The sequence below is a fragment of the Pseudomonas sp. TMP9 genome (genome assembly GCF_037943105.1).
In the GTDB taxonomy this organism is placed as follows: Bacteria; Pseudomonadota; Gammaproteobacteria; order Pseudomonadales; family Pseudomonadaceae; genus Aquipseudomonas.
Genome location: NZ_CP149803.1, coordinates 1,536,311 through 1,561,164, shown reverse-complemented (window position 1 = coordinate 1,561,164; position 24,854 = coordinate 1,536,311). Strand labels below are relative to the sequence as shown.

At 58.4% G+C, this 24,854-nt stretch carries 23 protein-coding genes; 5 read left to right on the top strand and 18 right to left on the bottom strand.

Annotated elements, in window-relative coordinates:
* Window positions 1-102: 102 nt before the first annotated feature.
* From WF513_RS07475 to WF513_RS07465, 3 genes are all read right to left on the bottom strand, one after another.
* Window positions 103-1,287 (bottom strand): thiolase family protein, encoded by a 1,185-nt coding sequence (locus tag WF513_RS07475; RefSeq protein WP_339082899.1) that lies wholly within the window; start codon window positions 1,285-1,287, stop codon window positions 103-105.
* Window positions 1,288-1,407: 120 nt separating this feature from the next.
* A complete protein-coding gene (gene pap / locus WF513_RS07470; RefSeq protein WP_339082897.1) occupies window positions 1,408-2,895 on the bottom strand; it encodes a polyphosphate:AMP phosphotransferase in 1,488 nt (495 codons plus the stop codon).
* 75 nt (window positions 2,896-2,970) lie between these two features.
* Window positions 2,971-3,279 carry a class I SAM-dependent methyltransferase gene (locus tag WF513_RS07465; RefSeq protein WP_339082895.1) on the bottom strand — a complete coding sequence of 103 codons (309 nt, stop codon included), beginning with the start codon at window positions 3,277-3,279 and terminating at the stop codon, window positions 2,971-2,973.
* A gap of 533 nt (window positions 3,280-3,812) precedes the next feature.
* On the opposite strand from WF513_RS07465, the gene WF513_RS07460 reads away from it, so the two are divergent.
* Both WF513_RS07460 and WF513_RS07455 read left to right on the top strand, forming a co-directional pair.
* On the top strand, window positions 3,813-4,757 hold the full coding sequence (locus tag WF513_RS07460; protein ID WP_339082893.1) for a triacylglycerol lipase: 945 nt from the start codon (window positions 3,813-3,815) through the stop codon (window positions 4,755-4,757).
* Window positions 4,758-4,855: 98 nt separating this feature from the next.
* The gene (locus WF513_RS07455) at window positions 4,856-5,875 is read left to right on the top strand and encodes a lipase secretion chaperone (protein ID WP_339082891.1); all 1,020 of its coding nucleotides are present in this window, start codon (window positions 4,856-4,858) and stop codon (window positions 5,873-5,875) included.
* Between the two features lie 194 nt (window positions 5,876-6,069).
* On the opposite strand, the gene WF513_RS07450 is transcribed toward WF513_RS07455, so the two are convergent.
* Window positions 6,070-7,455, bottom strand: coding sequence for a transglycosylase SLT domain-containing protein (locus WF513_RS07450; protein WP_339082889.1), 1,386 nt, complete (start codon window positions 7,453-7,455; stop codon window positions 6,070-6,072).
* Window positions 7,456-7,691: 236 nt separating this feature from the next.
* Between WF513_RS07450 and WF513_RS07445 the strand changes: the two genes are divergently transcribed.
* A complete protein-coding gene (locus WF513_RS07445) occupies window positions 7,692-8,510 on the top strand; it encodes a TatD family hydrolase (protein WP_339082887.1) in 819 nt (272 codons plus the stop codon).
* A 115-nt stretch (window positions 8,511-8,625) separates the two neighbouring features.
* Window positions 8,626-10,092, top strand: a complete 1,467-nt coding sequence (locus WF513_RS07440) for a methyl-accepting chemotaxis protein (protein ID WP_339082885.1) — start codon at window positions 8,626-8,628, stop codon at window positions 10,090-10,092.
* A gap of 51 nt (window positions 10,093-10,143) precedes the next feature.
* On the opposite strand, the gene WF513_RS07435 is transcribed toward WF513_RS07440, so the two are convergent.
* From WF513_RS07435 to WF513_RS07405, 7 genes are all read right to left on the bottom strand, one after another.
* Window positions 10,144-10,941, bottom strand: a complete 798-nt coding sequence (locus WF513_RS07435; RefSeq protein WP_339083476.1) for a thioesterase family protein — start codon at window positions 10,939-10,941, stop codon at window positions 10,144-10,146.
* 98 nt (window positions 10,942-11,039) lie between these two features.
* Window positions 11,040-11,813 carry a CHAD domain-containing protein gene (locus WF513_RS07430; RefSeq protein WP_339082883.1) on the bottom strand — a complete coding sequence of 258 codons (774 nt, stop codon included), beginning with the start codon at window positions 11,811-11,813 and terminating at the stop codon, window positions 11,040-11,042.
* A 69-nt stretch (window positions 11,814-11,882) separates the two neighbouring features.
* Window positions 11,883-13,877 carry a DUF3488 and transglutaminase-like domain-containing protein gene (locus tag WF513_RS07425; RefSeq protein ID WP_339082881.1) on the bottom strand — a complete coding sequence of 665 codons (1,995 nt, stop codon included), beginning with the start codon at window positions 13,875-13,877 and terminating at the stop codon, window positions 11,883-11,885.
* The gene (locus WF513_RS07420) at window positions 13,874-14,830 is read right to left on the bottom strand and encodes a DUF58 domain-containing protein (protein ID WP_339082879.1); all 957 of its coding nucleotides are present in this window, start codon (window positions 14,828-14,830) and stop codon (window positions 13,874-13,876) included. The genes WF513_RS07425 and WF513_RS07420 overlap by 4 nt, the downstream gene beginning before the upstream one ends.
* On the bottom strand, window positions 14,827-15,744 hold the full coding sequence (locus WF513_RS07415) for an AAA family ATPase (protein ID WP_339082877.1): 918 nt from the start codon (window positions 15,742-15,744) through the stop codon (window positions 14,827-14,829). The genes WF513_RS07420 and WF513_RS07415 overlap by 4 nt, the downstream gene beginning before the upstream one ends.
* A 99-nt stretch (window positions 15,745-15,843) precedes the next feature.
* A complete protein-coding gene (locus tag WF513_RS07410; RefSeq protein ID WP_339082874.1) occupies window positions 15,844-16,452 on the bottom strand; it encodes a flavin reductase family protein in 609 nt (202 codons plus the stop codon).
* Window positions 16,452-16,730 (bottom strand): hypothetical protein, encoded by a 279-nt coding sequence (locus WF513_RS07405; protein WP_339082872.1) that lies wholly within the window; start codon window positions 16,728-16,730, stop codon window positions 16,452-16,454. Before WF513_RS07405 ends, WF513_RS07410 begins: the two co-directional genes overlap by 1 nt.
* A gap of 241 nt (window positions 16,731-16,971) precedes the next feature.
* Between WF513_RS07405 and WF513_RS07400 the strand changes: the two genes are divergently transcribed.
* On the top strand, window positions 16,972-17,997 hold the full coding sequence (locus WF513_RS07400; RefSeq protein ID WP_339083474.1) for a patatin-like phospholipase family protein: 1,026 nt from the start codon (window positions 16,972-16,974) through the stop codon (window positions 17,995-17,997).
* Between the two features lie 167 nt (window positions 17,998-18,164).
* Here the strand turns inward: WF513_RS07400 and WF513_RS07395 are convergent, their stop codons facing one another.
* From WF513_RS07395 to WF513_RS07365, 7 genes are all read right to left on the bottom strand, one after another.
* Window positions 18,165-19,244 (bottom strand): AI-2E family transporter, encoded by a 1,080-nt coding sequence (locus WF513_RS07395; RefSeq protein ID WP_339082870.1) that lies wholly within the window; start codon window positions 19,242-19,244, stop codon window positions 18,165-18,167.
* A gap of 89 nt (window positions 19,245-19,333) precedes the next feature.
* Window positions 19,334-20,146 (bottom strand): DUF4892 domain-containing protein, encoded by an 813-nt coding sequence (locus WF513_RS07390; RefSeq protein WP_339082868.1) that lies wholly within the window; start codon window positions 20,144-20,146, stop codon window positions 19,334-19,336.
* Complete coding sequence (locus WF513_RS07385; RefSeq protein ID WP_339082866.1) at window positions 20,143-20,805, bottom strand: glutathione S-transferase N-terminal domain-containing protein; 663 nt, start codon at window positions 20,803-20,805, stop codon at window positions 20,143-20,145. Before WF513_RS07385 ends, WF513_RS07390 begins: the two co-directional genes overlap by 4 nt.
* Window positions 20,806-20,855: 50 nt before the next feature.
* Window positions 20,856-21,719, bottom strand: coding sequence for an alpha/beta fold hydrolase (locus tag WF513_RS07380; RefSeq protein ID WP_339082864.1), 864 nt, complete (start codon window positions 21,717-21,719; stop codon window positions 20,856-20,858).
* Complete coding sequence (locus tag WF513_RS07375; RefSeq protein ID WP_339082862.1) at window positions 21,716-22,525, bottom strand: alpha/beta hydrolase; 810 nt, start codon at window positions 22,523-22,525, stop codon at window positions 21,716-21,718. Before WF513_RS07375 ends, WF513_RS07380 begins: the two co-directional genes overlap by 4 nt.
* Window positions 22,526-22,667: 142 nt before the next feature.
* Entirely contained in the window at window positions 22,668-23,114 is a 447-nt protein-coding gene (locus tag WF513_RS07370) for a hotdog fold thioesterase (protein WP_339082861.1), read from the bottom strand.
* A gap of 68 nt (window positions 23,115-23,182) precedes the next feature.
* On the bottom strand, window positions 23,183-24,778 hold the full coding sequence (locus WF513_RS07365; protein ID WP_339083472.1) for an AMP-binding protein: 1,596 nt from the start codon (window positions 24,776-24,778) through the stop codon (window positions 23,183-23,185).
* Between the last annotated feature and the right edge of the window lie 76 nt (window positions 24,779-24,854).

The window sequence follows — 24,854 nt, the reverse complement described above, 5'->3', positions numbered from 1 at the left end:
CTGACGTTCAACCTAGCCAACGAACTGAAAGCCAAACACAGGCCAAGGCGCCGCCTTCAAAGCGCCGCCGGTTAGTTAAGATTGGCGCAATTGAGCAAAAAATCAGCGCACCGCTTCAAACAACCCGGTGGCGCCCATGCCGCCGCCCACGCACATGGTGACGATGCCGTAACGCAGGTTGCGCCGCTGCAGTTCACGCACCAGATGGCCAACCTGACGTGAGCCCGTCATGCCGAATGGGTGGCCGATGGAGATTGAGCCGCCATTGACGTTGTACTTAGCGTTGTCGATTTCCAAGCGGTCGCGGGCATACAAGCACTGCGATGCAAACGCCTCGTTCAGCTCCCACAGGTCGATATCAGCGATGCTTAGACCTTTGGCCTTGAGCAACTTAGGCACCGAGAACACCGGACCAATGCCCATTTCATCTGGCTCACAGCCAGCGGCGACAAAACCACGGAAGAACGCCAGTGGCTTGAGGCCAAGTTCAATGGCTTTTTCCAGGGTCATCACCAGCGTCATCGACGCGCCGTCGGATAACTGCGAAGCGTTGCCGGCGGTAACGGAACCGTCGTCGGCAAACACCGGCTTGAGCGCTGCCAGGCTTGCCAGCGTGGTGTCAGTACGGTTGCAATCGTCATGGGCGACGATGCCGTCGACGATGCTCTTCTCGCCGGTGGCCTTGTCCTCAACCTGATACTTGACGTGCATCGGCACGATTTCATCGTCGAATAAGCCATCGGCCTGCGCCTTAGCGGTACGCTGCTGGCTTTGCAGGGCGTAGGCGTCCTGCGCCTCGCGGCTGACGTTGTAGCGACGGGCAACGATCTCGGCGGTCTGCCCCATCGGGTAATAGATGCCCGGCACTTCTTTTTGCAAACGCGGGTTGAACAGATTCTGCGTGTTCATGCTTTTTAGGGTCATGGTGATCGACTCAACACCGCCGGCCACGATCACATCACTGCAGCCCGACGCCACCTGGTTGGCGGCAATGGCGATGGCTTGCAGGCCCGATGAGCAATAACGATTGAGGGTCATGCCCGCCACGTGAGTACCCAAGCCCGAGAGCACGGCCACGTTGCGGCCAATGTTCATGCCTTGCGCGCCTTCGTTGGAGCCCGCGCCAACGATGCAGTCATCGACCAGCGCCGGGTCAATGCCCGTGCGCGCCAGCAGTGCATTAACGCAATGAGCCGCCATGTCATCAGGGCGGGTCAGATTGAACTTGCCGCGAAAAGACTTAGCCAAACCGGTCCGTACGCTGTCAACGATCACCACTTCACGCATGCTGCACCTCATTGTTGTAGGGCTTAATGAACGATGAGAATAAGACTGAATAATCGCAGACCGCGATGATCATTCATCTGCCGTATGCGCAACCATCCCCGCGCTTAGGCGCATCGCCATTTAATGCTTGGCGAACGCCGCCTCTAGCGCCTCATTCAGGGTACGCAGCACCTTAATCCGCGCAAAGCGTTTGTCGTTGGCTTCCACCAGCGTCCACGGGGCATTTTCGGTACTGGTGCGGTCAACCATATCGCCCACCGCATCACGATAAAGCGGCCACTTGTCGCGGTTACGCCAATCGTCTTCAGTAATTTTGAAGCGCTTAAAGGGAATCTGCTCGCGTGCTTTGAAGCGCTCCAGCTGAGTTTGCTGATCAATCGATAACCAGAACTTCACCAGCACCACACCGGCTTCGCAGAGCTGCTCTTCAAAATCATTGATCTCGGAGTAGGCGCGTAACCAGTCCCCCGCTGTGCAAAAGCCCTCAACCCGCTCAACCAGTACCCGGCCATACCAAGAGCGGTCAAACAGGGTAAATTTGCCACGCGCAGGGATATGCCGCCAGAAGCGCCACAAATAGGGTTGCGCACGTTCTTCCTCAGTCGGCGCCGCCACCGGCACGATGCGGTACTGGCGCGGATCAAGCGCGCCAATTACCCGGCGAATCGCCCCGCCTTTACCGGCGGCGTCATTGCCTTCAAACACCGCGACCAAGGAGTGGCGGCGCATACGTTTGTCGCGCATTAAACTGGAAAGGCGCGCCTGCTCGCTAACCAGTTGCTCAGCGTAATCGTCTTTTTCCAGCGCCTGGTTCATGTCCAGGCTATCAAGCAGCCCTCGATGATCCAGGCTTGAGGTCAACGGCGCTGAATGGGGCTGAGGCCGAGGAAGGTCTTGGTTCTTTAGCGCGGCTTGCAGGCCATCGAGAAGAATGCGCCCCACTGTCAGGCTGCGGTAATACTCATCCACACCCTCGACCACATACCACGGCGCGTAATCGCGGCTGGTCCGGCGCAAAACACGCTCACCGACGCGCACAAATTTGTCGTAGGTTTTTGATTGCTGCCAGTCCAGCGGGCTGATCCGCCAGCTGTGCAGCGGATCATCGTGGAGGGATTTAAGCCGGGCCTTCATATGCTGCTTAGAAAGATGAAACCAGAACTTGAAGATCAACGTGCCTTCGTCGCAGAGCATGCGCTCAAAACCGAGGGTGGTATCGATGGCCTGATCGAGCACCGCATTCTTGATGCGTTTGTGCACCCGGCCACGGAGCATTTGGCTGTACCAGTTACCAAAAAACACACCGATGCGACCCTTGGGCGGCAATTGCCGCCAGTAGCGCCAGGCCGGCGGGCGAGCCAGCTCCTCATCGGTTTGCTCATCGAAGGTCTGCACCTGAATCAGCCGTGCATCCATCCACTCATTAAGCAGCTTGACGGTTTCACCCTTACCCGCACCCTCAATGCCGTTGATCAATATAAGTACGGCAAAGCGACCTTGCTGTTGCAACTCGTATTGCGCCTCCAACAAGGCCTCACGCAGGACTGGCGCTTCGGCGTCGAAGGTTTCTTTATCAATACAGCGGCCAATCTCAGCAGATTCGAACATGCTTCACTCCCTGACAATAGCGCTTGAGCCTCGCGCATTGGCGGTGACGGGTTGAGTAAAACGCAGCCCATAGAGCTAACGCCGGGTGATCAATCCTTGCTTGGCGACGCGCGTCAGCTGGCGCACAGTTTCTTCCAATTGGGCTGCCGATGGCGCCTGAATCACCGCCATATCAAAGTGATTGCTGGCGAATCGCGTCAGCGACTCACCGTCATGCACAAAGTTGATCAAAAAAGCGCGCGGCCGCGGCCAGCGCTTGGGCCAACAGTCTAGATAACGCAGCAGCGTTGGCTGATGGCTGCCGCCAAGCAGGATTTTTGGGTTCTGTGTAACCAGCCCCGAGGTGATTGGGGCCAAACGAATAAGCGGTTGGGGACTGTGCATCGCTGTGTCTCCGCCTCATTGAGTCCGCTGGGCAGCGGTGAGAGGCGACACCGAACCAGCGCTTTAGCGGTATTTCGAAGCCTCCGTGGAGTACTTCTTGGGATGTGCATTGAGCAAGCAACCCGGCGCCCCGCAAGTAGCTGTTTAAATCGGCGCATGGGTTGGCATCCTAGAGAAGCCGGCGAGAAGCTGTCAATACGCGGCCCGCTCAGCACGTCGCAACAACTATCGATTAGTCCGCGTTAGCCCTGCACACCGAACAACAGACGCCGCGTATTCATAGGTGCGGCAACCCATCAGTGAGGCCTAAACAACCCTTGCAACGTTACGCTGGGTAACAGCTAAGTCAGTTAATAGCCGGTAAAAAACTTACGCCTCGGCATAAACAACCGAAATAGAGCGCTGTAACTTGATCTTTTAGCTGCTGGCACGTTTTCTGCCAGTGAGAATGCGCTGAAGTACACGCCACTGGATAGGCGTTGGGGCTGCATGGACTGCAATGAATAACCCGATAAACCCTAGCGAGAGCATCAATGAATAATAATAAAACCCTGCTAGCACTTTGCCTGGGCGCCGGTTTAATGGCCTCCGGTACCACTCATGCATTCTGGTTCGGCTCATCTGGCTACACGCAAACTAAGTACCCGGTGGTGCTGTCCCACGGCATGCTCGGCTTCGACAGTATTCTGGGTGTCGACTACTGGTATGGCATTCCGGCTGCGCTGCGTCGTGATGGCGCCAGCGTGTACGTCACTGAAGTCAGCCAGCTGAACACCTCAGAGTCTCGCGGCGAAGAACTGCTGGCTCAGGTTGAAGACATTGTTGCCATCAGCGGCAAACCTAAAGTTAACCTGATTGGCCACAGCCATGGTGGTCCAACCATTCGCTACGTCGCCGCCGTCAGCCCCAACCTGATCGCCTCAGCCACCAGCGTTGGCGCCCCGCATAAAGGTTCAGCCACTGCCGACTTTATCCGTCAACTGCCACCCGGCTCTGCCGGTGAAGCTGCTGTATCGGGCATCATTAACGGCTTGGGCGCGCTGATCAACTTCCTCTCCGGCAGTTCCAGCACCAGCCCACAGAACGCTCTTGGCGCGCTGGAGTCGCTGAACAGCCAAGGTGCTGCACGCTTTAACGCCAAGTTCCCACAAGGCCTTCCAACCTCAGCCTGTGGTGAAGGCGCTTATAAAGTGGGTGGTGTGCGTTACTACTCTTGGAGCGGTACCAGCCCGGTGACCAACATCATCGACCCAAGTGACCTGCTGCTAGGCGCCACTGCGATGACCTTCAACGGTGAGGCTAACGATGGCTTAGTCGGCCGTTGCAGCTCGCGCATGGGTAAGGTGATCCGCGATAACTACCGCATGAACCACCTTGATGAGGTTAACCAGACGTTGGGCCTGACCAGCTTGTTTGAGACCGACCCGGTTACGGTCTATCGCCAACATGCCAATCGCCTGAAAAACGACGGCCTGTAAACGATTTGCCAGGGGCTCCCTGCAGCCCCTGGCTTTTCTAACGCCCGCCCATCGCTCGTCCGAATGCCTCGTCTTAAATACCCCGTTAAAGAGCCACCGTGAAAAAAATCCTGTTGTTGCTGCCGCTGCTGTTCGCTGCTTTCCTTGCCCTCGCCTTGTATATATCGCCTGAGGATGATGCGACTGCGCCTATCCGCGCAACAGCCGCGCAGCCTGCGCCAAACGCTTATGCGCCGCCGGTTGAGCCACCTCAAAGCAGCCCAACCCACACAGTTGAACCCCTGAAAACCCTGCCTTCTTCATTTGGCGGCACCACGGTGGATGGCGTGTTTCGCCTGGATGCCGATGGCAACCTGCTGATCAGCGAAGATATCCGCCGAATTTTTGATTACTTCCTTGCCGCAGTCGGTGAAGAGCCGCTGCGTACCAGCGTTGAACGACTGCGCGCTTACATCGCCGCGCAGCTGCCGGAAAACGCCCGTGCACAAGCCCTGAACCTGCTTAATCAGTACCTCGATTACAAACGTGAGCTCGTTTTACTTGAACGCGACCTGCCGCAAATGAGCAATTTAGAGGGCCTACGCCAACGTGAAGCAGCCGTTCAGGGGTTGCGCGCGCGTCTCTTCGACTCAGAAACCCAGCAGGCGTTCTTTGGCCGGGAAGCGGCCTACAACCAATTCACCTTGCAGCGCATGGGGATCTTGCGTGACAGCCAACTCGACGATGCTGGCAAAGCTGCCGCCGTCGACCGACTTCGCAACAGCCTGCCGGCAGAGATGCAAGACGCGGTATTGCCGCAACTGCAAAACGACCTACGCCAGCAAACTGCAGAGCTGCAGGCCGCGGGCGCTAAACCGGAACAGATTCGTCAGTTACGCCAGCAATTGGTCGGTGCCGAAGCCACGCAACGCCTTGAAGTGCTGGATGGGCAACGCGCCACATGGAAGAAACGCATTGCCCAATACAGCAGCGCTAAAGCCGCCATCCAGAACAACGCGGGCATGAGTGCCAGCGACAAGCGCGCAGCCATTGCCCAGTTGGCCGCAGAAAACTTCGATGAGCGCGAACAACTGCGTTTAGACGCCGCCGAGCAGCTGGCAAAACCCGACGCGCAATAAGCCTGAAGGTAACAAGCACAGGCAGCGTTTGATCCTGTTCGCGTGAGCTTGTGGCTAATGTGCCCAGCCCCTCAACCCTCTTCCCCGGCCCCTCCCATAAATCAACGAGGGGTGAAAAACCCGCGCGGCGCTGAGTAAACAGCAGGCTCAATTATTGGCCGGTTGCGATGAGCGCTCGCCGCCCTGAGAAGACGTTAAGGCTCCAGCAAATACCGCTCACGGTTATAGGCCAGGTAGTACTTGTTAACGCTGCTCACATAGCTAACCACGCCCATGCCCATCTGCTCCATGGCCACCCGCTCGACCTGGAAGAACCACTGGTTAGGGTTCAGGCCACGCCGGCGCGCTTCCGCCCGCAAGCCCTGCACCCGCTGTGGGCCCATGTTGTAGCCGGCCAAGATAAAGGCCATACGCTCGCGCTCGTTAAGTTGCGGGCTGTTGAAGTAGTTACGCCGAATCATCGCCAGGTACTTGGCACTGGCCTGCACATTGTTGTCCAGCACGCCAATGTTGCTGACGCCAACGCTGCGCGCCGCCGCTGGGGTGATCTGCATCAACCCAGTTGCCCCACCTGCCCCCCGTGCTGCCGGGTTGAGGGTGGACTCTTTGAACGCCACAGCGGCTAAGGTTAACCAGTCAAAATCATGCTGGGCGGCATAGCGTTGCAGCACCGGGCGGACTTTTTCCAAGCGTTGGCGCTCAACGCGGCCGAGCGGGTAATGCACCTTGTATAAACGCCGGTAGACACGCTGGAACGCTGCATCCTGATCCGCTGGGTCGCGGTATTCCTTAAGAAAGCGGTCAATGCTCGCGCCGAGAATGGGCGTATCACGGCGCACATACCAACGCATGTCACCATCGCTGGCCAGGTGCAGGTGGCGATCCAAGCGCAGCTTGGGCATCACCTTGGCCCAACGCTCGGCAATCGGCTGCTCGACCGCTGTGACGCTGAAGATGCCCGCCTGGACCATTTCCAACACATCTTCGACGGCCAGCGTCGGGTCGACCCACTCAACAACAATCGGTGAACGCTTACTGTCAATCAGTCGCTGATTAAGCGCGCGTACCGCCTCCCCGGCGACGCTGCCGGCGGGCAAGGCCAAGCTGCGCCCGGAGAGCTGTTCGAGGTTTTGGTAACGCCGGTTGCCCTGTTTGGCGACGATGATCAGCGGCACATTGCTACGAATGGCCGCGCTGGGGCTCAGTTGGCTGCCGCGCGGGATGTTTAACAGTTCACCGGGTGCAACTAAATCACCCTCGCCCCGCTGTAAGGCAGCCAGCAACTGATCTTTTGCCCGTGGGATGACCTTAAGCTTAAGCGTGCGCCCATCGCGGGCGTTACGGTTGAGGTACTGCTCAAAGGCACGCATGCGCTGGTACTCAACACCAATACTCTGGCCTTTGACCTCGCCGGAGCTGTTGCGACTCTGGTTGACCAGCACACGCAATTCACCACTGCTGCGAATAGTCGGCAGATCACGGGCGGCCTTGCTTTGCTCAACTTGCAGCGGGCCGACCACGCGCGCCACTGCTGTGCAAGACAGCAGCAATAAGCAGCAGGTAAACAGCACTCGCAGCATCAAGGTTCCTGAGCAAAATCGGCTAGGGGCCCCATGCAACGGCGTGACTAAACCGCCTGTGCACCGGGCAATTGACCGCTTACGCGGAGCGCGGAGGTTGGCACAGCACGCATCCAGATGCCAGCCAACGATCACACACAACATCATGTATAGAGCTTAAGTTATTGTATTAATTAACTTTTAATCTTATAGAAATTGCTCTGCTATGCTGCCGGATCAATTCAGCAGGGTGCACCATGCAACTCATCGACATTGGCGTCAATCTGACTCACCCAAGCTTTGCCGACCAACGCGAAGCGCTTCTCGAGCGCGCCTATGCAGCGGGCATTCAACACATGCTGCTGACCGGCACCAGCCTCAGCGAAAGCCAGCATGCCCTAGACCTGTGCCAGCAACTGGATGCGCGCGCCGAGCACCTGTTCAGCACCGCCGGCGTGCACCCCCACGATGCCAGCAGCTGGAACAGTGACAGCGTCGCCGAACTCAAGGCCTTGCTGGCTAATCCTCGGGTGCGTGCAGTGGGCGAATGCGGGCTGGACTTCAACCGTGATTTCTCACCTCGCCCGCAACAAGAACGGGTACTGGAGCAGCAGCTCGCGCTAGCAGTGGAGTTGCAGCTGCCTGTGTTCTTGCATGAACGCGATGCCGACGAGCGTTTGCTGGCGATTCTGCGCCATTACCGCGACCAGCTGCCGGCGGCCGTGGTGCATTGTTTTACCGGGGACAAGCGCGCCTTGTTCAACTACTTGGATATGGACTTGCATATTGGCATCACCGGCTGGATTTGCGATGAGCGGCGCGGCAGTCATCTGCATCCGCTGGTTAAAGAAATACCCCAAGGTCGCCTGATGTTGGAAAGTGATGCGCCGTTTTTATTACCACGCAGCCTTCGACCTAAGCCGAAAAATGGACGCAACGAGCCCGCCTTTCTCTTCGAGGTGCTGCGTGAAGTAGCGCTGCACCGTGGTGAAACCGAGCAGGCACTGGCCGATCACAGCAACGCCAGCGCTCAGGCATTTTTTCAGCTGCCCGATTTTATACATGCAGTCGAATAAGCCGCTTTTACCCGGCAATGCGCGCTACTTGACAAGCATCAATAGGCTTGCCAGCGCCTTAGGTGAAAATGCGGGTACGCTGCTGAGTAATAACACTCACTAAAGAGACATCTGCATGAGCCATTGGATTAGCGATCTTTCCCTGAAATACAAGTTCTGGGCCGTGAATGCCGTGGCCTTTTTCACCACCCTATTGCTGGTGCTCTATGCCCTGCACCTTGAGCAACAATCACTTTATGACGCCGCCAAGCAGGACGCGCAGCAGCAAGCGCAACTGCTAAGCCAGTGGCCGCAAGGTCAAGCCCTACCCAGCGGCAGTAATTTGATCAGTGTTAGCGCAGGCCAACTACCGCGCCTGCCAGATAACCAAGGCAGTGCCTTGCTTAACGCACGCGGCTGGGTCGCTTTAAATGGCAGCGACGGCGTGATCGGTGCTCACGTCATCGTCCGCGAAGACGGCCAACGCCTGGCCATCACGGCATCGGCACCGACGTTGCTGGAGGTATTTTTCACCCGTGCGTTCAGTTATGCCTGGGTGGTTGCCGTGTTGATGCTGCTGTTATTGGCCGCCTCGCAGTTGCTGATTCGCTTTCTCTTAAGCCACCTCAACACCCTTAAAGACGTGATGCTACAAGTGGAAAAAAGTGGCGATCTAAGCGCCCGTGTACCCCTCAACTGTGGTGATGAAGTCGGCCAAATGGCCAGCGCCTTCAATGCCATGCAGGCCGGCTATCAGCGCGTGGTGGGTATTGTCGCGCAATCTGCGGCGCAGCTGGATCAAGGCGCCGAGCGCCTAGCAGGCAATATGCGTGACGTGCGCCACGGCATGCTTGAGCAGCAAAATGAAACCGAACAAGCCGCCACGGCCATCAACGAGATGTCCGCCACCGTGCACCATATTGCCGAACATACAGCGACCACCCGTGATCAATCACAATCCGCCGAACAACTGACGCGCAGCGGCCAGCAGGTGGTTAATCGCGTGGCGTTGTCGATTGCTGGGTTGTCCAGTGGCGTGCAGCAAACTGCGCAGATGATTGAGCGTCTGGCAGCCGACAGCCAAAAAATCAGTGGTGTGGTCAGTGAAATTCACGGCATTGCCGAACAAACCAATTTGCTCGCCCTGAACGCGGCGATCGAAGCCGCCCGCGCCGGGGAAATGGGCCGTGGTTTTGCCGTGGTCGCCGATGAAGTGCGTAACCTGGCCAAACGCGTACAAGGTTCCACCACGGTCATTTCACAGATGATCAACACCCTGCAAAGCGGCACCCGCGACGCCGTGGATTTTATGCAAGACAGCTCGGCCAAGGCCGATGAATGTGTGCAACAAGCTGATGAGGCCGGTCAGGCCCTGACTGCCATCACTGAATCGGTGACGCAGATGCGTGAAAGCAACACGCAAATCGCTGTCGCCGCCGAGCAACAGAGCCAGGTCGCCGAAGAAATGAACCGCGCCGTGATGCGTATTCGTGATGTCACCGAACAGACTGTCAGCATGACCGGTCAATCGGCAGTCACCAGCGCCGATCTGGTCAACTTAGCCGGCGCATTAAATACCGCCATTCGCCAACTTAAGCTTTGAGACACCGGCCGTTACAGCGCAAACCGTGACTGAAATGGCCGGATTTTTTTCTCAGCCAAACACCGCCACTGTCTGCCGGCTGATTGCCAGCAACTCACCCGTTGGCGACCAAAGTGCGGCAGCCACATGGCCGTAACCGTCGCGGGCATGTTCGATTTGCGCACGGTACAGGCACCAGTCTTGGGTGGTGAGCTCGCTCATCGGTTGAATAAACTCGATGGTCCAGGTCAGCGAGCTGCCCGGTGCCGGTGAACTCAAATGCGGCAGCACGGCCGGTGGCCAGGCATCAACCAGCGCCAACATATGCGCCTCACTCACTGGCTCAGCGCTGCTTTGATCACGCAGGCGTACCCAGCCGCCCATCTCCCGCGATGGATTGCCGGTAAACGGCATACCGCCAAACGCCCAGCGCATGGCCAGGTAGCGGGTAAATTCGGGGGTTATGTTGGCGATGTAGGGCATTTCCTGGCACTCATCCACGCCCTTAGCCTGCGGAGCAGCCTCGGCTTGGACCGCGATGCGCGACTCGCGCCCAGCACCAAAGCTGCCCTGCACGATGGTTACCACTTGGCCGTCTTGTATGGCACGCCCCAGCACCTGGCTGACGGCCTTACCTTCACGCAGCACGTCCACTTCAAAACTAATCGCTACATCTGGCGCGGCTGGGCCAACAAAGGTAATGGCCAAAGAGCGTGCCGGCCGGCCATCTGGTACCCGAGCACGCATGGCCTCGAACACCAACGCTGCCACCAAGCCGCCAAAGCTGGCACGACCTTGCGCCCATTGCGGGGGAATTTGCACAGCATGCGGGTTATCGCGCACCGCCTGGAGTAACTCGGAAAAGCCCATAACCACCTCAACCACTAAAGATGGGGGTGATCTTAGGGCAAAGATGGCAGTGATTGGCATGGCATTTCAGCCAAATAAGCCGGAGGTATACCCCGTGATCATCCCGTGGTGTGGGTAAAGTCTTTGGCCAATCTTTGCAACGCCCGATCAGCCTCTTGCTCAGCCTGCTGCATGGCTTCGCGCCAACCGGTTACGCACGGCCGTAGATCAACCTCAGCCTCGGCCCGCAGCAACCACTGCCAGTGGTCATGCCAGTCGCCCAGTGCTGACTGTGCGTATTTAAGGCGCATGCGCGCGCGCCCCGAAAAACCCGCTAACTGCGGATAAGCCTCAGCGGCGTAGCGCAGACGTTTAACCAGCAAACGCAGGCGGTGGCGATCATGCGCGGGGTCAAGCAGGGCCTGCGCCAGACGTTTATGGTCTTTAGCCAAGCGCCGCCTAATCAGCTTATGCAAGCCGCGCAACTCGCCACGGCCAGCCGCCTCTCGCCACTGCTGCGGCCACTCATCCAGTGCACGCAACAACTGAGTCAAGGACGCACTGCCGAGCAAGCTGCTGTAACCCTGCAGCAATTGTGTATGACGTGATTGCGCGGCGGCATGCATGCCTTGCTGCTGCAAATAGCCCTGCAGCACCTCAAGGTCGCGTAGCGGCCCGGTCAAGCGACCCAACTCAGCAGCGCGCTGTTGCAGATCGGCGCACGCAGGTGCCGCCGTCAGAGGCCGCAGCAGGCTGCGCAACTCGCGCAAGGCGATGCGCAGGTCATGCAGTGCTTCATCGTCTGTGTGCGCCAGCAGTCGTTCACGGCAGGCAAACAGGCGGATCTGTGTACGCAGCACATGCTGCTGCACTTCATTAATCAAGCCTTGCATCGCTTCACTCCTGTGACAGTGCTCATGAGCTTACGCGCCCTGGGAGCAGCCACCAGTGGCCAATAGTCGCTACAACTCCAAGCGGGTAAAGCGCCACGGCAGTGCCCGCCGTAGCGTTATTAAATGCTGACGCAACACGGCTGCCGACGGTGCCTGCCCGGCATAACGTTGCGCTTCAAAGGCCGTAGCAAAATCAGTAATCGCTTGTGCTTGCGCAGGCAGTAGCAGGCCTGCCCGCGCCGCATAATCACGCGGCCCTTCGCCGGGCGCACGAGGCACGCCATGGCGCGTTAACAACCCCTCGAAACGGCGGAACAGACGCTGCTGCACATCACGTTCGCGCTGCCAGGGTTTGAACAGCCAGAGCGCAAGCAGACCCAGTAGCACGCCACCACCGCCGACTAAGCCTGCCACCAGCGACTTAGCATCGACCTGCCCCAGCCAGCGCTGGAGAAACTCCAACTGCTGCTGGCTCTGGTAGCCGAGTACCCAGCGCTGCCAGCCGTAATTAACGTTGTCCCAGGCCAGGCGCAGTTCATTTAGCCAACTGAGGTTGCGGTAGCGCAGCGGTGAAAAGGGGGAATCTTCGAGAAAGCTCTGCTCCCCCGCCAAGGCCTCTTCCAAGCCCATGTCGATGCGCTCGGGCGCAACCTGAAATGTGGGATCGACGCTGACCCAGCCCTGCCCCGCTTGCCAATACTCAACCCAGGCATGCGCATCAAACTGCCGCACCTGCACGTAGTTGCCCGACGGATTGAATTCACCGCCCTGATACCCTGCCACCACCCGCGCTGGGATGCCGGCAGCGCGCAGCACATAGGTCATGGCCCCAGCGTAATGGGCGCAGAAACCGCTACGCGTTTCAAAGAGGAAATCATCAATATTGTTCACCCCCAGCGTTGGCGGACGCAGGGTGTAGGCATAAGGCTCGCGGTTGAAATGGCTCAGCAGCGCCTGCACCAGTTGCTCAGGCTGAGGGTAGTCGCGCTTGAGCTGTGCAGCCCAAGCACGGCTGCGCGGCTCGCCTTGTTCCGGCAGTTGTAACGCACGGCGCAATGTTTGCTGACTCGGCTGCAGCTCACGCAACGCCTGCGGCCAGGAGGTAACCTGATAGATCAACGAGCGGTCCACCGGCTGGCGCCGTTGCAGACGAAAGTCACTCATTTGCCGAGTCTGCTCCAGCGTGGTTTCGGCCACATCCAGGGCAAACAGCCAGCGCTGTGAGCTGGGCTGCATAACGATGCTGTAGCTCAGCGCTTCACCCTGCTTTTGCCACTGCGCGCCAGGCGCAAACTCGGCGTAATCAGATTGTGACCAACGCCGCCCATCGAATTGATCAAGAGTCAGCGCACGCCAATACAACTCGCTGCGCGGCGGCGTGTCACCGCTGAAACTGGCGCGAAAAGCCAAGGCCGCTGAGCGGCTGAGATCAGCGACGTCAGCCGGTGTCATGCTGTTCGACAGGCCCGTAGTGGCTTTGTCGTTGGGCACGGGTAATGACCACAGCGGACCCATACGCGGAAAAAATACAAACAACAGCAACATCACCGGCAGCGCTTGCAGGAGCATGCTCGCGGCCAAACGCGCGGTTGGCCACGGCTGGTTGGCCAGGCTGCTTTGCTGCAGGCCAATCAATGCTGCAAGCAAGGCTGTCACGGGCAGTAGGCTGTAAAACGCCATCAGCATGCTGTCATCGAACAGGTAAGCGGTGACCACCACAAAAAAGCCGAGGAAAACCAGCACCAAGGCATCACGCCGCGTGCGCATTTCCAGCAACTTCAGCACAAAAGCGGCGATCAGCAGCACCACGCCGGCGTCTAAGCCCACCAAGCTGCCGCGCGAGAGAAATACCCCAACCGCCGCTGCCAGCATCAACGCACCCTTGACCCAAGCATTCGGGTAGCGTGCGCGCATACGGAAGATCTGAATACGCCAGGCTGCACTGCCCAGCCACAGGCCAATAATCCATAACGGTAGATGCGTCAGGTGCGGGATGATCACCAACACCTGCGCCACCAGCAGCCACGTCAGGCTGACCCGTGGGATTGAGCCTATCCGGCTCATGGCCCGCGACCGAACAAGGCCAGAGCGCGCAGACAGGCATCGCGGTGCAACTCACCACTGTCGGCGCTGAGCAGTTGGCCGGGCAAGCTCAGGGCAAAGGCCTGCTGGCGTTCGCTGAGTTGCAACACCCAGTGGCAGAGCAGCGACAGGCGCATCTCTGCATCACCGGCTAAAGCCTCGAAATCCAGTTGCACGTCTCGCCCGGTGATTGCAGCAAAATCTTTGACCAGCAGCCCTTGACCCCGGGAATAGGCCTTCCAGTGCAGACGCCGTTTGGAGTCGCCCGGCTGGTACGCCTTCAGCCCTTGGTAATCATCGACCCCTTGCCCATGAGGCCGGCTGCCCTGCTCGTCTTGATCATCACTGCTCCCGGCGGACAGCGGCAGATCACCGGGTAAAGGTCGCGGGTAAACCAGTACTTGCTGCTCTAAATCCACCCAGCTCCAGGCCACTAAAATACCCAGTGGGAAGCGGCTCTCAACCCGCAGCCGGCCTGGCCGTAGCCAGCCACGCTGGATAGCCGGCAGGTTCAACTGGCACTCACTAACGCCCTGTGCGGGCACATCCTGAACCTGCATCTCAGCCACAGGCCAACCCAGGCTGACCGCTTGATGGGGCCGCTGGCTGCTTTCTAGGCGCACGCGAAAACCGGCGGGCTCGCCAACAAACACTGCCGGCGAACTGCCAGCCTTAAGAATCAAACCAGCAAGGTTGCGGTAGGTATGCAGAATGGCGACCACAAACACCGAGGCCAAGAGGAAGGTCAGGCCATAGGCCAAGCTATTTTGATAATTGATCGCTGCCAGCAGCATCAACAGCAGCGCCAGCATAAAAGCCGCACCGACTCGACTGGGGATGATAAAAATGCGCCGTTGGTTAAGCCGCACGCTGGCAGCCGGCGGGATGCGCCGAGACAACCAGCGGTTCCAGCGCGGCCTTAACTGAGCGATCAAAGCGCTGGCACCTCACGCAGCAACCACTGCACCAAGCTGCCCGCGCCATGCCCAGCCGGGTCGGCACGCTCGCGCAAGCGATGACCAACCACCGAGGGCAGCACAGCCTGCACGTCTTCCGGGATCACATAATCACGCCCAGCCAGAAACGCCCATGCCCGCGCGGCAGCCAGCAATGCCAGGCTGGCCCGTGGCGAAAGGCCCCAAGCGAACTGCGGCTGGGTGCGGGTGGCATCAACCAAGCGCAGCACATAGTCGATGAGCGCATCGCTGGCGCGCACTTTCGGCACTTCGGCTTGAATAAGCGCGAGTTCAGCGTGATCCAGCAATGCCGGCAGAGTGGGTAGCAACGAGCGCCGCGAATCACCCAGCAGCAAGGCTTTTTCCGCCGCTTTACCGGGATAACCGAGCGACAGACGCATGAGAAAACGGTCCAGTTGCGACTCGGGCAACGCGAAGGTACCGCCCTGACTCACCGGGTTTTGTGTGGCGATGACAAAGAAGGGTTCAGGCAGCGGCCGGGTTGCGCCCTCGATAGTCACCTGGCCCTCTTCCATGGCTTCGAGCAGCGCACTCTGGCTTTTCGGCGTGGCGCGGTTGATCTCATCAGCCAGCACTAATTCAGCAAAGATCGGTCCCGGATGGAAGACAAACTGCCCGCTGTCTTTATCGAATACCGAGGTGCCGAGAATATCGCCGGGTAACAAATCGGAGGTGAATTGGATACGCTGAAAGCTTAAGCCCAGCACTTTGGCCAACGCATGGCTAAGGGTGGTTTTGCCCATGCCCGGTAAGTCTTCAATCAACAAATGACCCTGGGCTAAGAGGCAGGTCAGCGCCAGACGCACCTGCGGCTCCTTACCCAGGAGCACTTGATTGACCGTCTGCAGCACCGCTTCCAATTTGACGCGCATGTATCACTCCTTCAAAGCCTGAGCGGCGATGCTACTGCGCGGCGTTGCCACGGCATAGCGGCCAGAAACTTTTGCTGACGAACTTGTGCGGCCAATAACTCAAGAGGGCCGACGCAAATCAAAACGATCAGTGGTGCGGGTATAGGATGCGCCGCCTAAACGCCCAATCAGATCGAGCTTGCCGGCATCGACTCGCCCCTTATCATTGAGCACGTACGGGTCGATATGGGCCAGCAGCACTTCAACAAACAGCAAGTGGCAGTTGGAGGCTGTCGGCGGGTAAGGCTTAGCCTCGATCAACCGGCACTCAAACGCCACGCTCGCCGCTGCCACGCGAGGCGGCTTAACCTGCACTGATGGCACGCTGGCAATACCGCACTGCGCAAACTCGCTGATGCCGTAAGGCAGCACGGCGGCGCTTGCATTCATCGCGTCAGCCTGCTCAAAAGACACCAGCTGGATAACCAGTTCGCCGGTGGCTTGCACATTGAGCAAAGTGTCCTTGAAGCTGCCATCAGCGCGGTGATTGACGTTAACCAGCAAGGTCGCCGGGTCATCGCTGATCACGGTGAAAAAGCTAAACGGTGCGAGGTTACTGACCCCATCTGCCGACAGGGTTGAAACCCAGGCAATCGGGCGTGGGGTGATGGTTGAGGCCAGCCAACGGTAGCGCTCAAGCGGTTCGAGGGTGCTGAAATCCAGTTGCATTAGCGGCCTGCTCGCGATTCACGGATATAAAAGCGTGCACGCTCAGACTTCGCCGTACAACCCTTGTAGGCCTCAAACTGCTGCTGGGTTTTCGCCGCCGTCAGCAGCGACAAGGCTTTGGAGTAACTTACCGTACCGGTAAACCCCTCGGCTTTGGCCAAGTCCAGCTCGCGCCAAGCGGCGTCTGATTGGTTGGCGCAGCTGTTTCGATAGGCGGTTTTACCCGCACAACCGCTGAGCACCAACAGCACCAAAGGTAAGGCGATCCACAGTTTCATCTGCTCACTCCATAGGTTAAACACACGATTAATGAGTGATCAGGCCGCGCATGACGGCTAATCACAGGACAACACCACCGCCACTATGACGCGCAAACCTAATAAAAGTGCAACGCCCTAAGCCGTCGCGCAGTAGGCTGCAAAGGCGTGGATGCTAGTAAATCGCGCCTTGGCGGGGCGGCCGAGCGCGCGTATGTTCGCCGCATGAATGACGACACGACAAATGATGGAGAACATCCGCATGGGTAAGCGCATTGCGCTGGTACTGGGTTCTGGTGGCGCGCGGGGTTATGCGCACATCGGGGTGATCGAAGAGCTGGAAGCCCGTGGTTATGAAATTGCCTGCATTGCAGGTTGTTCCATGGGCGCGGTGGTGGGCGGGATTTATGCCGCGGGCAAGCTCAAGGAATACAGTGAATGGACGCAGAGCCTGGATTATCTCGACGTATTGCGCCTGCTGGATGTGAGCTTTCACTTAGGCGCGATTCGCGGTGAGAAGGTCTTCGGCAAGATTCGTGAAATGGTCGGTGAGATTGACATTGAAAACCTATCAATCCCCTTTACCGCTGTGGCCACCGACCTCACCAACCAGCAAGAAATCTGGTTTCAGGAAGGCTGCCTGCATCAGGCCATGCGCGCGTCAGCAGCCATTCCCAGCCTGTTTACCCCGGTGATCCAAGGTAACCGCATGCTGGTCGACGGCAGCTTGCTTAACCCGCTGCCTATCGTGCCGGTGGTGTCCAGCCACTGCGATTTAATTGTCGCGGTCAACCTCAACTCAACCCATCAGCAGCATTATGAGCTGCCGATCATCGAACGAACACCTGCGCTGAAGGGGCGTTTCGACCAGATGATGAGCACCCTTGGCTCACGCATGCCCTCGTTCAAACGCAAAACCGGTGACGACGATGAACTGCTGTTGCTCGATGACAACAGCAGCCCACTGCAAGCCGAAGCCATGAACCCTTGGCAACAGAACGCGCGCGGCAGCTTAGGTAAACCCGCTGCGCCAAAATCCGCCAGTGGCTCGCGAGTGGCCGACCTCAGTGGTCCGGCCTCGTTACTGGAATTGATCAACCAAAGCTTTGAGGTGATGCAAACCTCGTTGGCGCAGTACAAGATCGCCGGCTATCCGCCGGATATTCTGATCAACGTGCCCAAGCGGGTGTGCCGTTTTTTTGAATTCTACAAAGCCCCAGAGCTGATCATGCTCGGCCGCCAGATCGCCAGTGACACCCTCGACAAGTACGAGCGCGGTGAGCGTTAGAGCCTCTCAACAAGTGGGCTCTGGCAGCAACTAAACAAAACGGCCAGACGCGAGCTGCAAAGCGCGTTTGGCCGTATTAACTCTCCGGGCAACCCCTAGACGTGGTGATGCTCGCCGCGCTAAGCCTGCACCCAAGCATTTCGAATACCCACACGTGACCTAGATCATCAGCTGTACGGCTTTTCTGCTGGCTCGGCGCTGCTGACCAGCGTGCTTTTGCTGGGAATCTCAACCCAGTCACTCAGCAGGCTATAGGCCACCGCCAACAAGGTTGGGCCGAGGAACAACCCCATAAAACCGAATGCCAAAATGCCGCCAAACACCCCCAGCAACACCACGATCAATGGCAGGTTTCCGCCACGGCTGATCAGGTAAGGCTTGAGGATGTTATCGACTCCGCTGATCACAAAAACACCCCAAATCAGCAGGAAGATACCCATGCCGACTTCGCCTTGCCAAAACAACCAAGCCACAGCAGGGCCCCAGATCAGTGGCGGCACCATGATCAAACTAAAACCAAAGGTCAAAATACCCAACACCAGAGCGCCCGGCACTCCAGCGATGGTGAAACCGATCCAGGCGAGGATGGCTTGCGCGGCGGCAGTACCGATCACCCCGTTGACCACGCGCTGCACTGTACCGGCGACTAACTCCAGGTAATGGTCGGCGCGCGAACCGATCAAACGCTGCAACAGGCTTTGCGCAAAAGCCGCTAAGCGCGGCCCATCACGGTAAAAAAAGAACACCAGAATCAAGCTCAACGCCAGCTCCAGCATGCCCCCACCAATCTGCGCGCTGCGTAGCAGTAACCAGTTGCCGACTTGGCCAAGATACGGCTGCACCGTGGCAAAAAATGCTGAGCCTTGTTGATCAATCGTTAACCAAAAGCCCATCAAACGTTCGCCAATCAGCGGTACGTCAGCCAGCCAGGTGGGCGCTGGCGGAAAACCTTCAACCTGGAAGCCCTTAAGCAGCTCGGTAAAGTCCTTGATGTGATCGGCCAAGTTAAAGCCCAGCATCACCAGCGGCACCGCCACCAGCACGGTCCACACCAGTGTCAGTAAACCAGCAGCCAGCGATTGGCGGCCGCCAAGCAGACGTGTCAGTACGCGCATCACCGGCCAACTGGCAAAGGACAGCACTGCAGCCCAAAACAGCGCCGACCAAAACGGCGCCAGCACCCACAGGCTTGCGCCCAACAAAACCAGAAGCAGTATCTGCACCAGCAGCCGATCGTTATTGGCCATTCACCCAGCTCCCTGCAAAACGAAAACGGCTCTGCCATAAAGGGCAGAGCCGGATAATTGATAACGCTTAGCGAAACGCCGCAGACGTATTAGCGCAGCACGGTGAGTTGCACACCTTTCACATCAGGCTCACCCAGCTCCAAACGACTGGCGCGTATACGTTGTGCAACCAGCGCCTCACGCCACGCTTCAGCCTGCGCACCACTGATAATGACACGCAACGTGCTGTCGAGTTTAAGGCTACGCGCCATCAGCTCAACCCAAGCCGTGCTCGGTTCGACCTGCTCTACAAGGCGCAGTTCACCCGTGCTTTTCAGCTGCCGCTGCAACGTGGCCGGTGTCGGCAACACCTCACCCAAGGCCGCATTCGCCGTTAACAACTCGGCATGCAGGTAGGCGCGTTTATTGCCACGGGTGATGCTGTACAGCGCGACCAAACTGTCCTGACGCGGCGCGGCCAGACGCATCAGTGCGTAGGTTTGCTGGTTGTCGGAACCCATCAGCGTGGCGTTATTAAACACGGCGTTTGCCCACAGGCTGCTCGACCCACACTCACGGCCTACGCACCAATACAGCAGCTCAGCATCTTGGCTTTGCAAAGCGGCGCGAGCATAGGCGAACGCCTCATCGGCGGTATGGGTGCGCGGCAATTCATAGGTTACGGCGGTAAATTGGCCGCGTGTGGCCACTTCCTGCTCATAGCGTAAGGTGCCACTGATGCGACGGATCGTGCCTTGCGGGTAAATGCGTTCCTGATCAGCCGCCTGGTTAAAACTGACAATTTTGCTCCCAGCAAAACGCGGCAGCACTTCAAGATCTTGGCTGCCGGCAACGTCAGCTAAAGCAGCCGCGCTGACCAGCATCACGCTTAAGCCGAGGACGAAGCGGTTAAAGCGACTCATTTGATCAACATCGACTGGGCAGCCTTGACGATTTTTTCGCCGTCTTCTTCACGCTGCGGTACTAACAAGCCGCGCTGCACTGCCGGTCGGACCGACAGCTCATTCATCCAGCGCTGCAAGTGCTCCAGCCCTTCGACCGAAACGCCAGCCCAATCGTGAATACGCACCCAAGGGTAGGTGGCGATATCGGCGATGCTGTAATCATCGGCGAGGTACTGCGCTTGGCCCAAACGGCTATCAAGCACTTCATATAGACGCCGAGTTTCGCGCTGGTAGCGATCGATTGGGCCTTGGAGTTTTTCCGGAAAATAGCGGAAAAACACATTGGCTTGACCTTGCATCGGGCCAACACCACCCATTTGAAACATCAGCCACTGGATCACCCGCGAGCGGCCTTTGCCGTCTGTGGGCAGCAGTTGCCCGGTTTTTTCGGCCAGGTACATCAGAATGGCACCGGACTCAAACACCGCGAAATCATCGTTATCACGATCAACAATCGCCGGGATACGGCCATTGGGGTTGATGGCGAGAAAGGCTGCTGATTTCTGCTCTTGCTTGTCGAAACTCAATGCCTGCACGTTATAGGGCAGCTGCATTTCTTCTAGAGCGATGGACGCTTTATGGCCGTTTGGGGTGGCGGCGGTATACAGGTCAATCATGCGAATCTCCGTGGCTATCGCGTCACCTTTCCCCAGTTGCCTTTGCCAAGTCAAGCCGCGCCCAAGAATGCTTTGAAACAGTCTGCTACCAAGGCGGCGCCGCTGTCGTCATCCAGGTGCAAATGATGGCCGCCCGGCAGCTGAGCCACCTCGATGGCCACGCCCTCAACCAGCTGGTTAATGCTCGGTTGCGCGAGCAACATGCCCTGCTCCGCCATCACCAGTTTGGCCGGGCATTGTAGACCGGCGATAAAAGCCAGGGCGTGGTCATGGGTCAAACGCAGCGGCGATGGCAGCGTTAAGCGGCTGTCAGTGCGCCAGGTGTAACCACCGGGGACCGGCATAAGGCCGCGCTGAGCCAGCAATTCAGCCGCTTCACGGCTGACAGCACCCACGCCGCGCATACGCGCCTCCACCGCGCGGTCAAACTCGGCATACACCGGTTTGCTTTTACCGGCCAGGGCCAGCTGTGCGGTTAATGCTTCACCCAGTTTTTGCGGTGCAGTATTGGCCTCACCGGTGTAAGGGATCAGCCCATCAATCAGTGCCAGCCGCTCAACACGCTCAGGCATGGCCGCCGCCAGCAACACCGAGACAATGGCCCCCATGGAATGGCCCAACAAGGAAAAACGCTGCCAGCCGAACTGCTCAGCGACCTGTAAAACATCGTGGGCATAATCCCAAATGGCGTAACTGCCGCCTGGCGGGCGGTGATCAGAGTGACCGTGCCCGGCAAAATCCAACGCGACGATGCGCAAACCCGGTAATAACGGTGCCAGCCGGGCAAAGCTTGCGGCGTTATCCAGCCAGCCGTGCAGTGCAATCACCGGCAGGCCGTCTTCTGGCCCATACAGATGGGCCGCCAATTCAATGTGCGGCAGGCGCAGGCGCACCTCTTCAAAATTCAGGCTCATGCATGTTGCTCATCAGTGGGCTGGCCGGACCAGCGGAGGAACAATTTTTTCAGCAGTTCTGCGGTGTCTTGCGGGCGCTCCAAAGGGAACATATGGCCACCAGGCAACGTCAGGTATTCACCTTTCGGTACGCGCCGCACCAGATGCGCATGGTGCGGCATAACCACCCGGCTTTGCCGACCGCGAACCATCGCCAACGGCACCTGCAGTTGCTGGGCACGGCCGGGGCTGGTGTGCGGGACGCTGCGGTAAATACTGATTTCGGTGGCGGGATCAAAACGCAAGCGCAGGCTGGTGGTGCCTGCTTGCAAGCCATGCTGGATATAGGCGTCTAAACACTCCGGGTCGAAGCTGCGAAACAGTGTTTTAGCAGCAAAGTAACCACGCGCTTCAGCCATGTCGACAAACTCTTCGCGCCGGCCCAAGGTGCGCCCGGCAGGCGTGATGCGGTCGATAAAGCCAAAACGTTTGGCCGCGCGGATCACCATTTTGTCGGCAAAGGTCAGTACCGGCGAGTCAAGCATCACCACCCCGAGGTACAACTCAGGGCGCAGCAAAGCGGCGTGATAATGCAGCACCCCGCCCAGCGAATGACCGACGCCCCAGACCGGTTGCGGGTTGGTTTCAAGGTGATGAATCAATTCATCAACCAGGTTGCCCCAGTTGTCATTCACCGGGAAGCGCGGATCATGACCATGCTGCTCAAGGTGCTGCACCTGATAATCAGGGGCCAGCGCGGCGAACAGCTTGCCGTAGGTAGCCGAAGGAAAGCCGTTGGCATGGGCGAAGAATACAGACTGGGTCATAGCAGCGGGCTTATCAGGGAAGTTACGGATAATTGTCCGGCAGCCCTGTCGATGCAGCAATGACAAGACAGCCGGTGAATGACGGCGCTATGGCCAAAACCGCTGGGAGCCCGCCGGCGCGCAAACGCCGGCGAGTGTTTGATCAGCGCTGCGCCGGGCCGTTTTCCCCCAGCGGCACGATGGCCATGGTCAGGCGCGAGATGCAACTGGCCTTGCCGTCCTCGCCACTCAAGCGAATATCCCACACATGGGTAGTGCGGCCTAAATGCAAGGGTTTGGCCACTGCCGTTACCCGGCCGCTGCGCACACCGCGCAAGTGGTTGGCGTTGACCTCAAGGCCGACGCAATAGAACTTACTGCTGTCGATGCACAGGTGGCTGGCGGTTGAACCGAGGGTTTCGGCCAGCACCACCGATGCACCGCCATGCAGGAGGCCATAGGGTTGGTGGGTGCGTGAGTCGACCACCATGCTGGCGGTAATCGACTCGTCATCGAAGCATTCAAAGCGAATATCCAGCTGTTCGCCGATGGTATTTTTTAAAAACCCATTGAGCTGGTCGAGGTTTGGGGTTTGCTGCCAGACGGCCATAAGTCAGTCCTTCGAGTTAAGTTTTAGCGCACAACTGGCCGTCACCTGCGTGCCGGCCGTAGGCTCGATCAGTTGTGCCAAAGCACCACTTCGCTGCGTTCAGCCCACTCACCGAAGCGCTCACCATAAGTGCCTTCAATCACCGCGCGCTTGATTTTCAAGGTCGGCGTAAGGAAGCCGTTGTCCACTGCCCAGACCTCCTGCACCAGCACCAAGCGTTGCAGCCGCTCATGCTTATCGAGGCTTTTGTTGACCTGCTCCAGCAGGTTTTTCAAGCTGGTCTCCAGCTCGACACGGCTGCTATTAGCAGCTTCGCTGCGGCCTACATCAGAGAGCACACACAGCGCCATGGGCTGGGTCATACCGTCACCGACCACACAGACCATCTCAATACGCGAATGCTCGCCCAAGCGGTTTTCAATCGGCGCCGGCGCGACGTACTTGCCTTTACTGGTTTTAAAAATCTCTTTAATCCGCCCGGTCAGGCGCAGATTGCCATCGGCATCTTGCTCACCTTTGTCACCGGTGCGCAGGTAGCCATCGGCGGTCATGGTTTCCGCGGTTTTTTCGGGGTCTTTGTAATAACCCTGCATGGTTGCACCGCTGCGCACCTGTACCTCGCCGTCTTCGGCGATGCGTACCTCAACACCGGGGCTGTTCTGGCCGATCCAGCCTTGCTTGAACTTACCCGGGCGGCACACATGTGAGTAACCGCAGTTCTCGGTCATGCCATACACCTCAAGCACATCCAGACCCAGGCGCTTGTACCAATTGAGCAAGGCCTCTGGCACCGGCGCCGCGCCGGACAATGCATAGCGCACGGCATCCAAGCCCAAACCAACCAGCACTTTTTTACCAACAATGCGGCCGATGATTGGCAGCTTGAGGAGAAAATCCAGCTTCTCAGCGGGCATCTTGCTGTAAACGCCCATCTGGAACTTGGTCCAGATCCGCGGCACGCCAAACATGACCGTGGGCCGTGCGCGCTTGAGGTCTTCAAGGAAGGTGTCAAGGCTCTGCGCAAAGAAGATCGTCTGCCCCGCGTAGATCGAGGCTAACTCGACAAACATGCGCTCGGCCACATGGCACAGCGGCAAGTAGGACAAGACGCGGTCATCCTCACCCACCCCGAACAAAGTGGTGGCCTTGCTGGCTGCGAAACCTAAGTTTTTGAAGTGGTGCATCACCCCTTTCGGTGTGCCTGTGGTGCCAGAGGTGTAGATGATAGTGGCGAGCTGATCGGCGCTAGGTTTGGGGTTATCCTGAATCGGCGTGCAGGCTTGCAGGTCGTCCCAAACAAAACTGAACTCGCCTTGCGCACGCAAGGGCAGGCCAATGGTCGGCACCTCATCAGGTACACCCGGGGCCATGGCCGGCCAGTCATCCAGCTTGCCGATAAACACCAGTGCCGCCTCGGAATGGCGCAACACTTGGCCAACCGACTCAGCTGTCAGGTTGGGGTACAGCGGCACTGATACGTGACCGGCCATCCAAATGGCTAAATCGGCAACAATCCAATGCGCGCAGTTCTTCGAGATGATTGCGATGCGGCTGCCCGCAGGCAGTTCGCGAGCACGCAGCCAGTTGGCGGCGCGGCGCGCATGCTCGCCCACATCGGCCCAACTCAGTTCCTGCAACTCACCGCCCGGCAGTGGTTGCACCATGTAGCGTTTATTGGGGTGCCGAGCCTCACGCTCATAGAACACATCAAGGGGTAAACGGATTTCATCAGCCACAGGG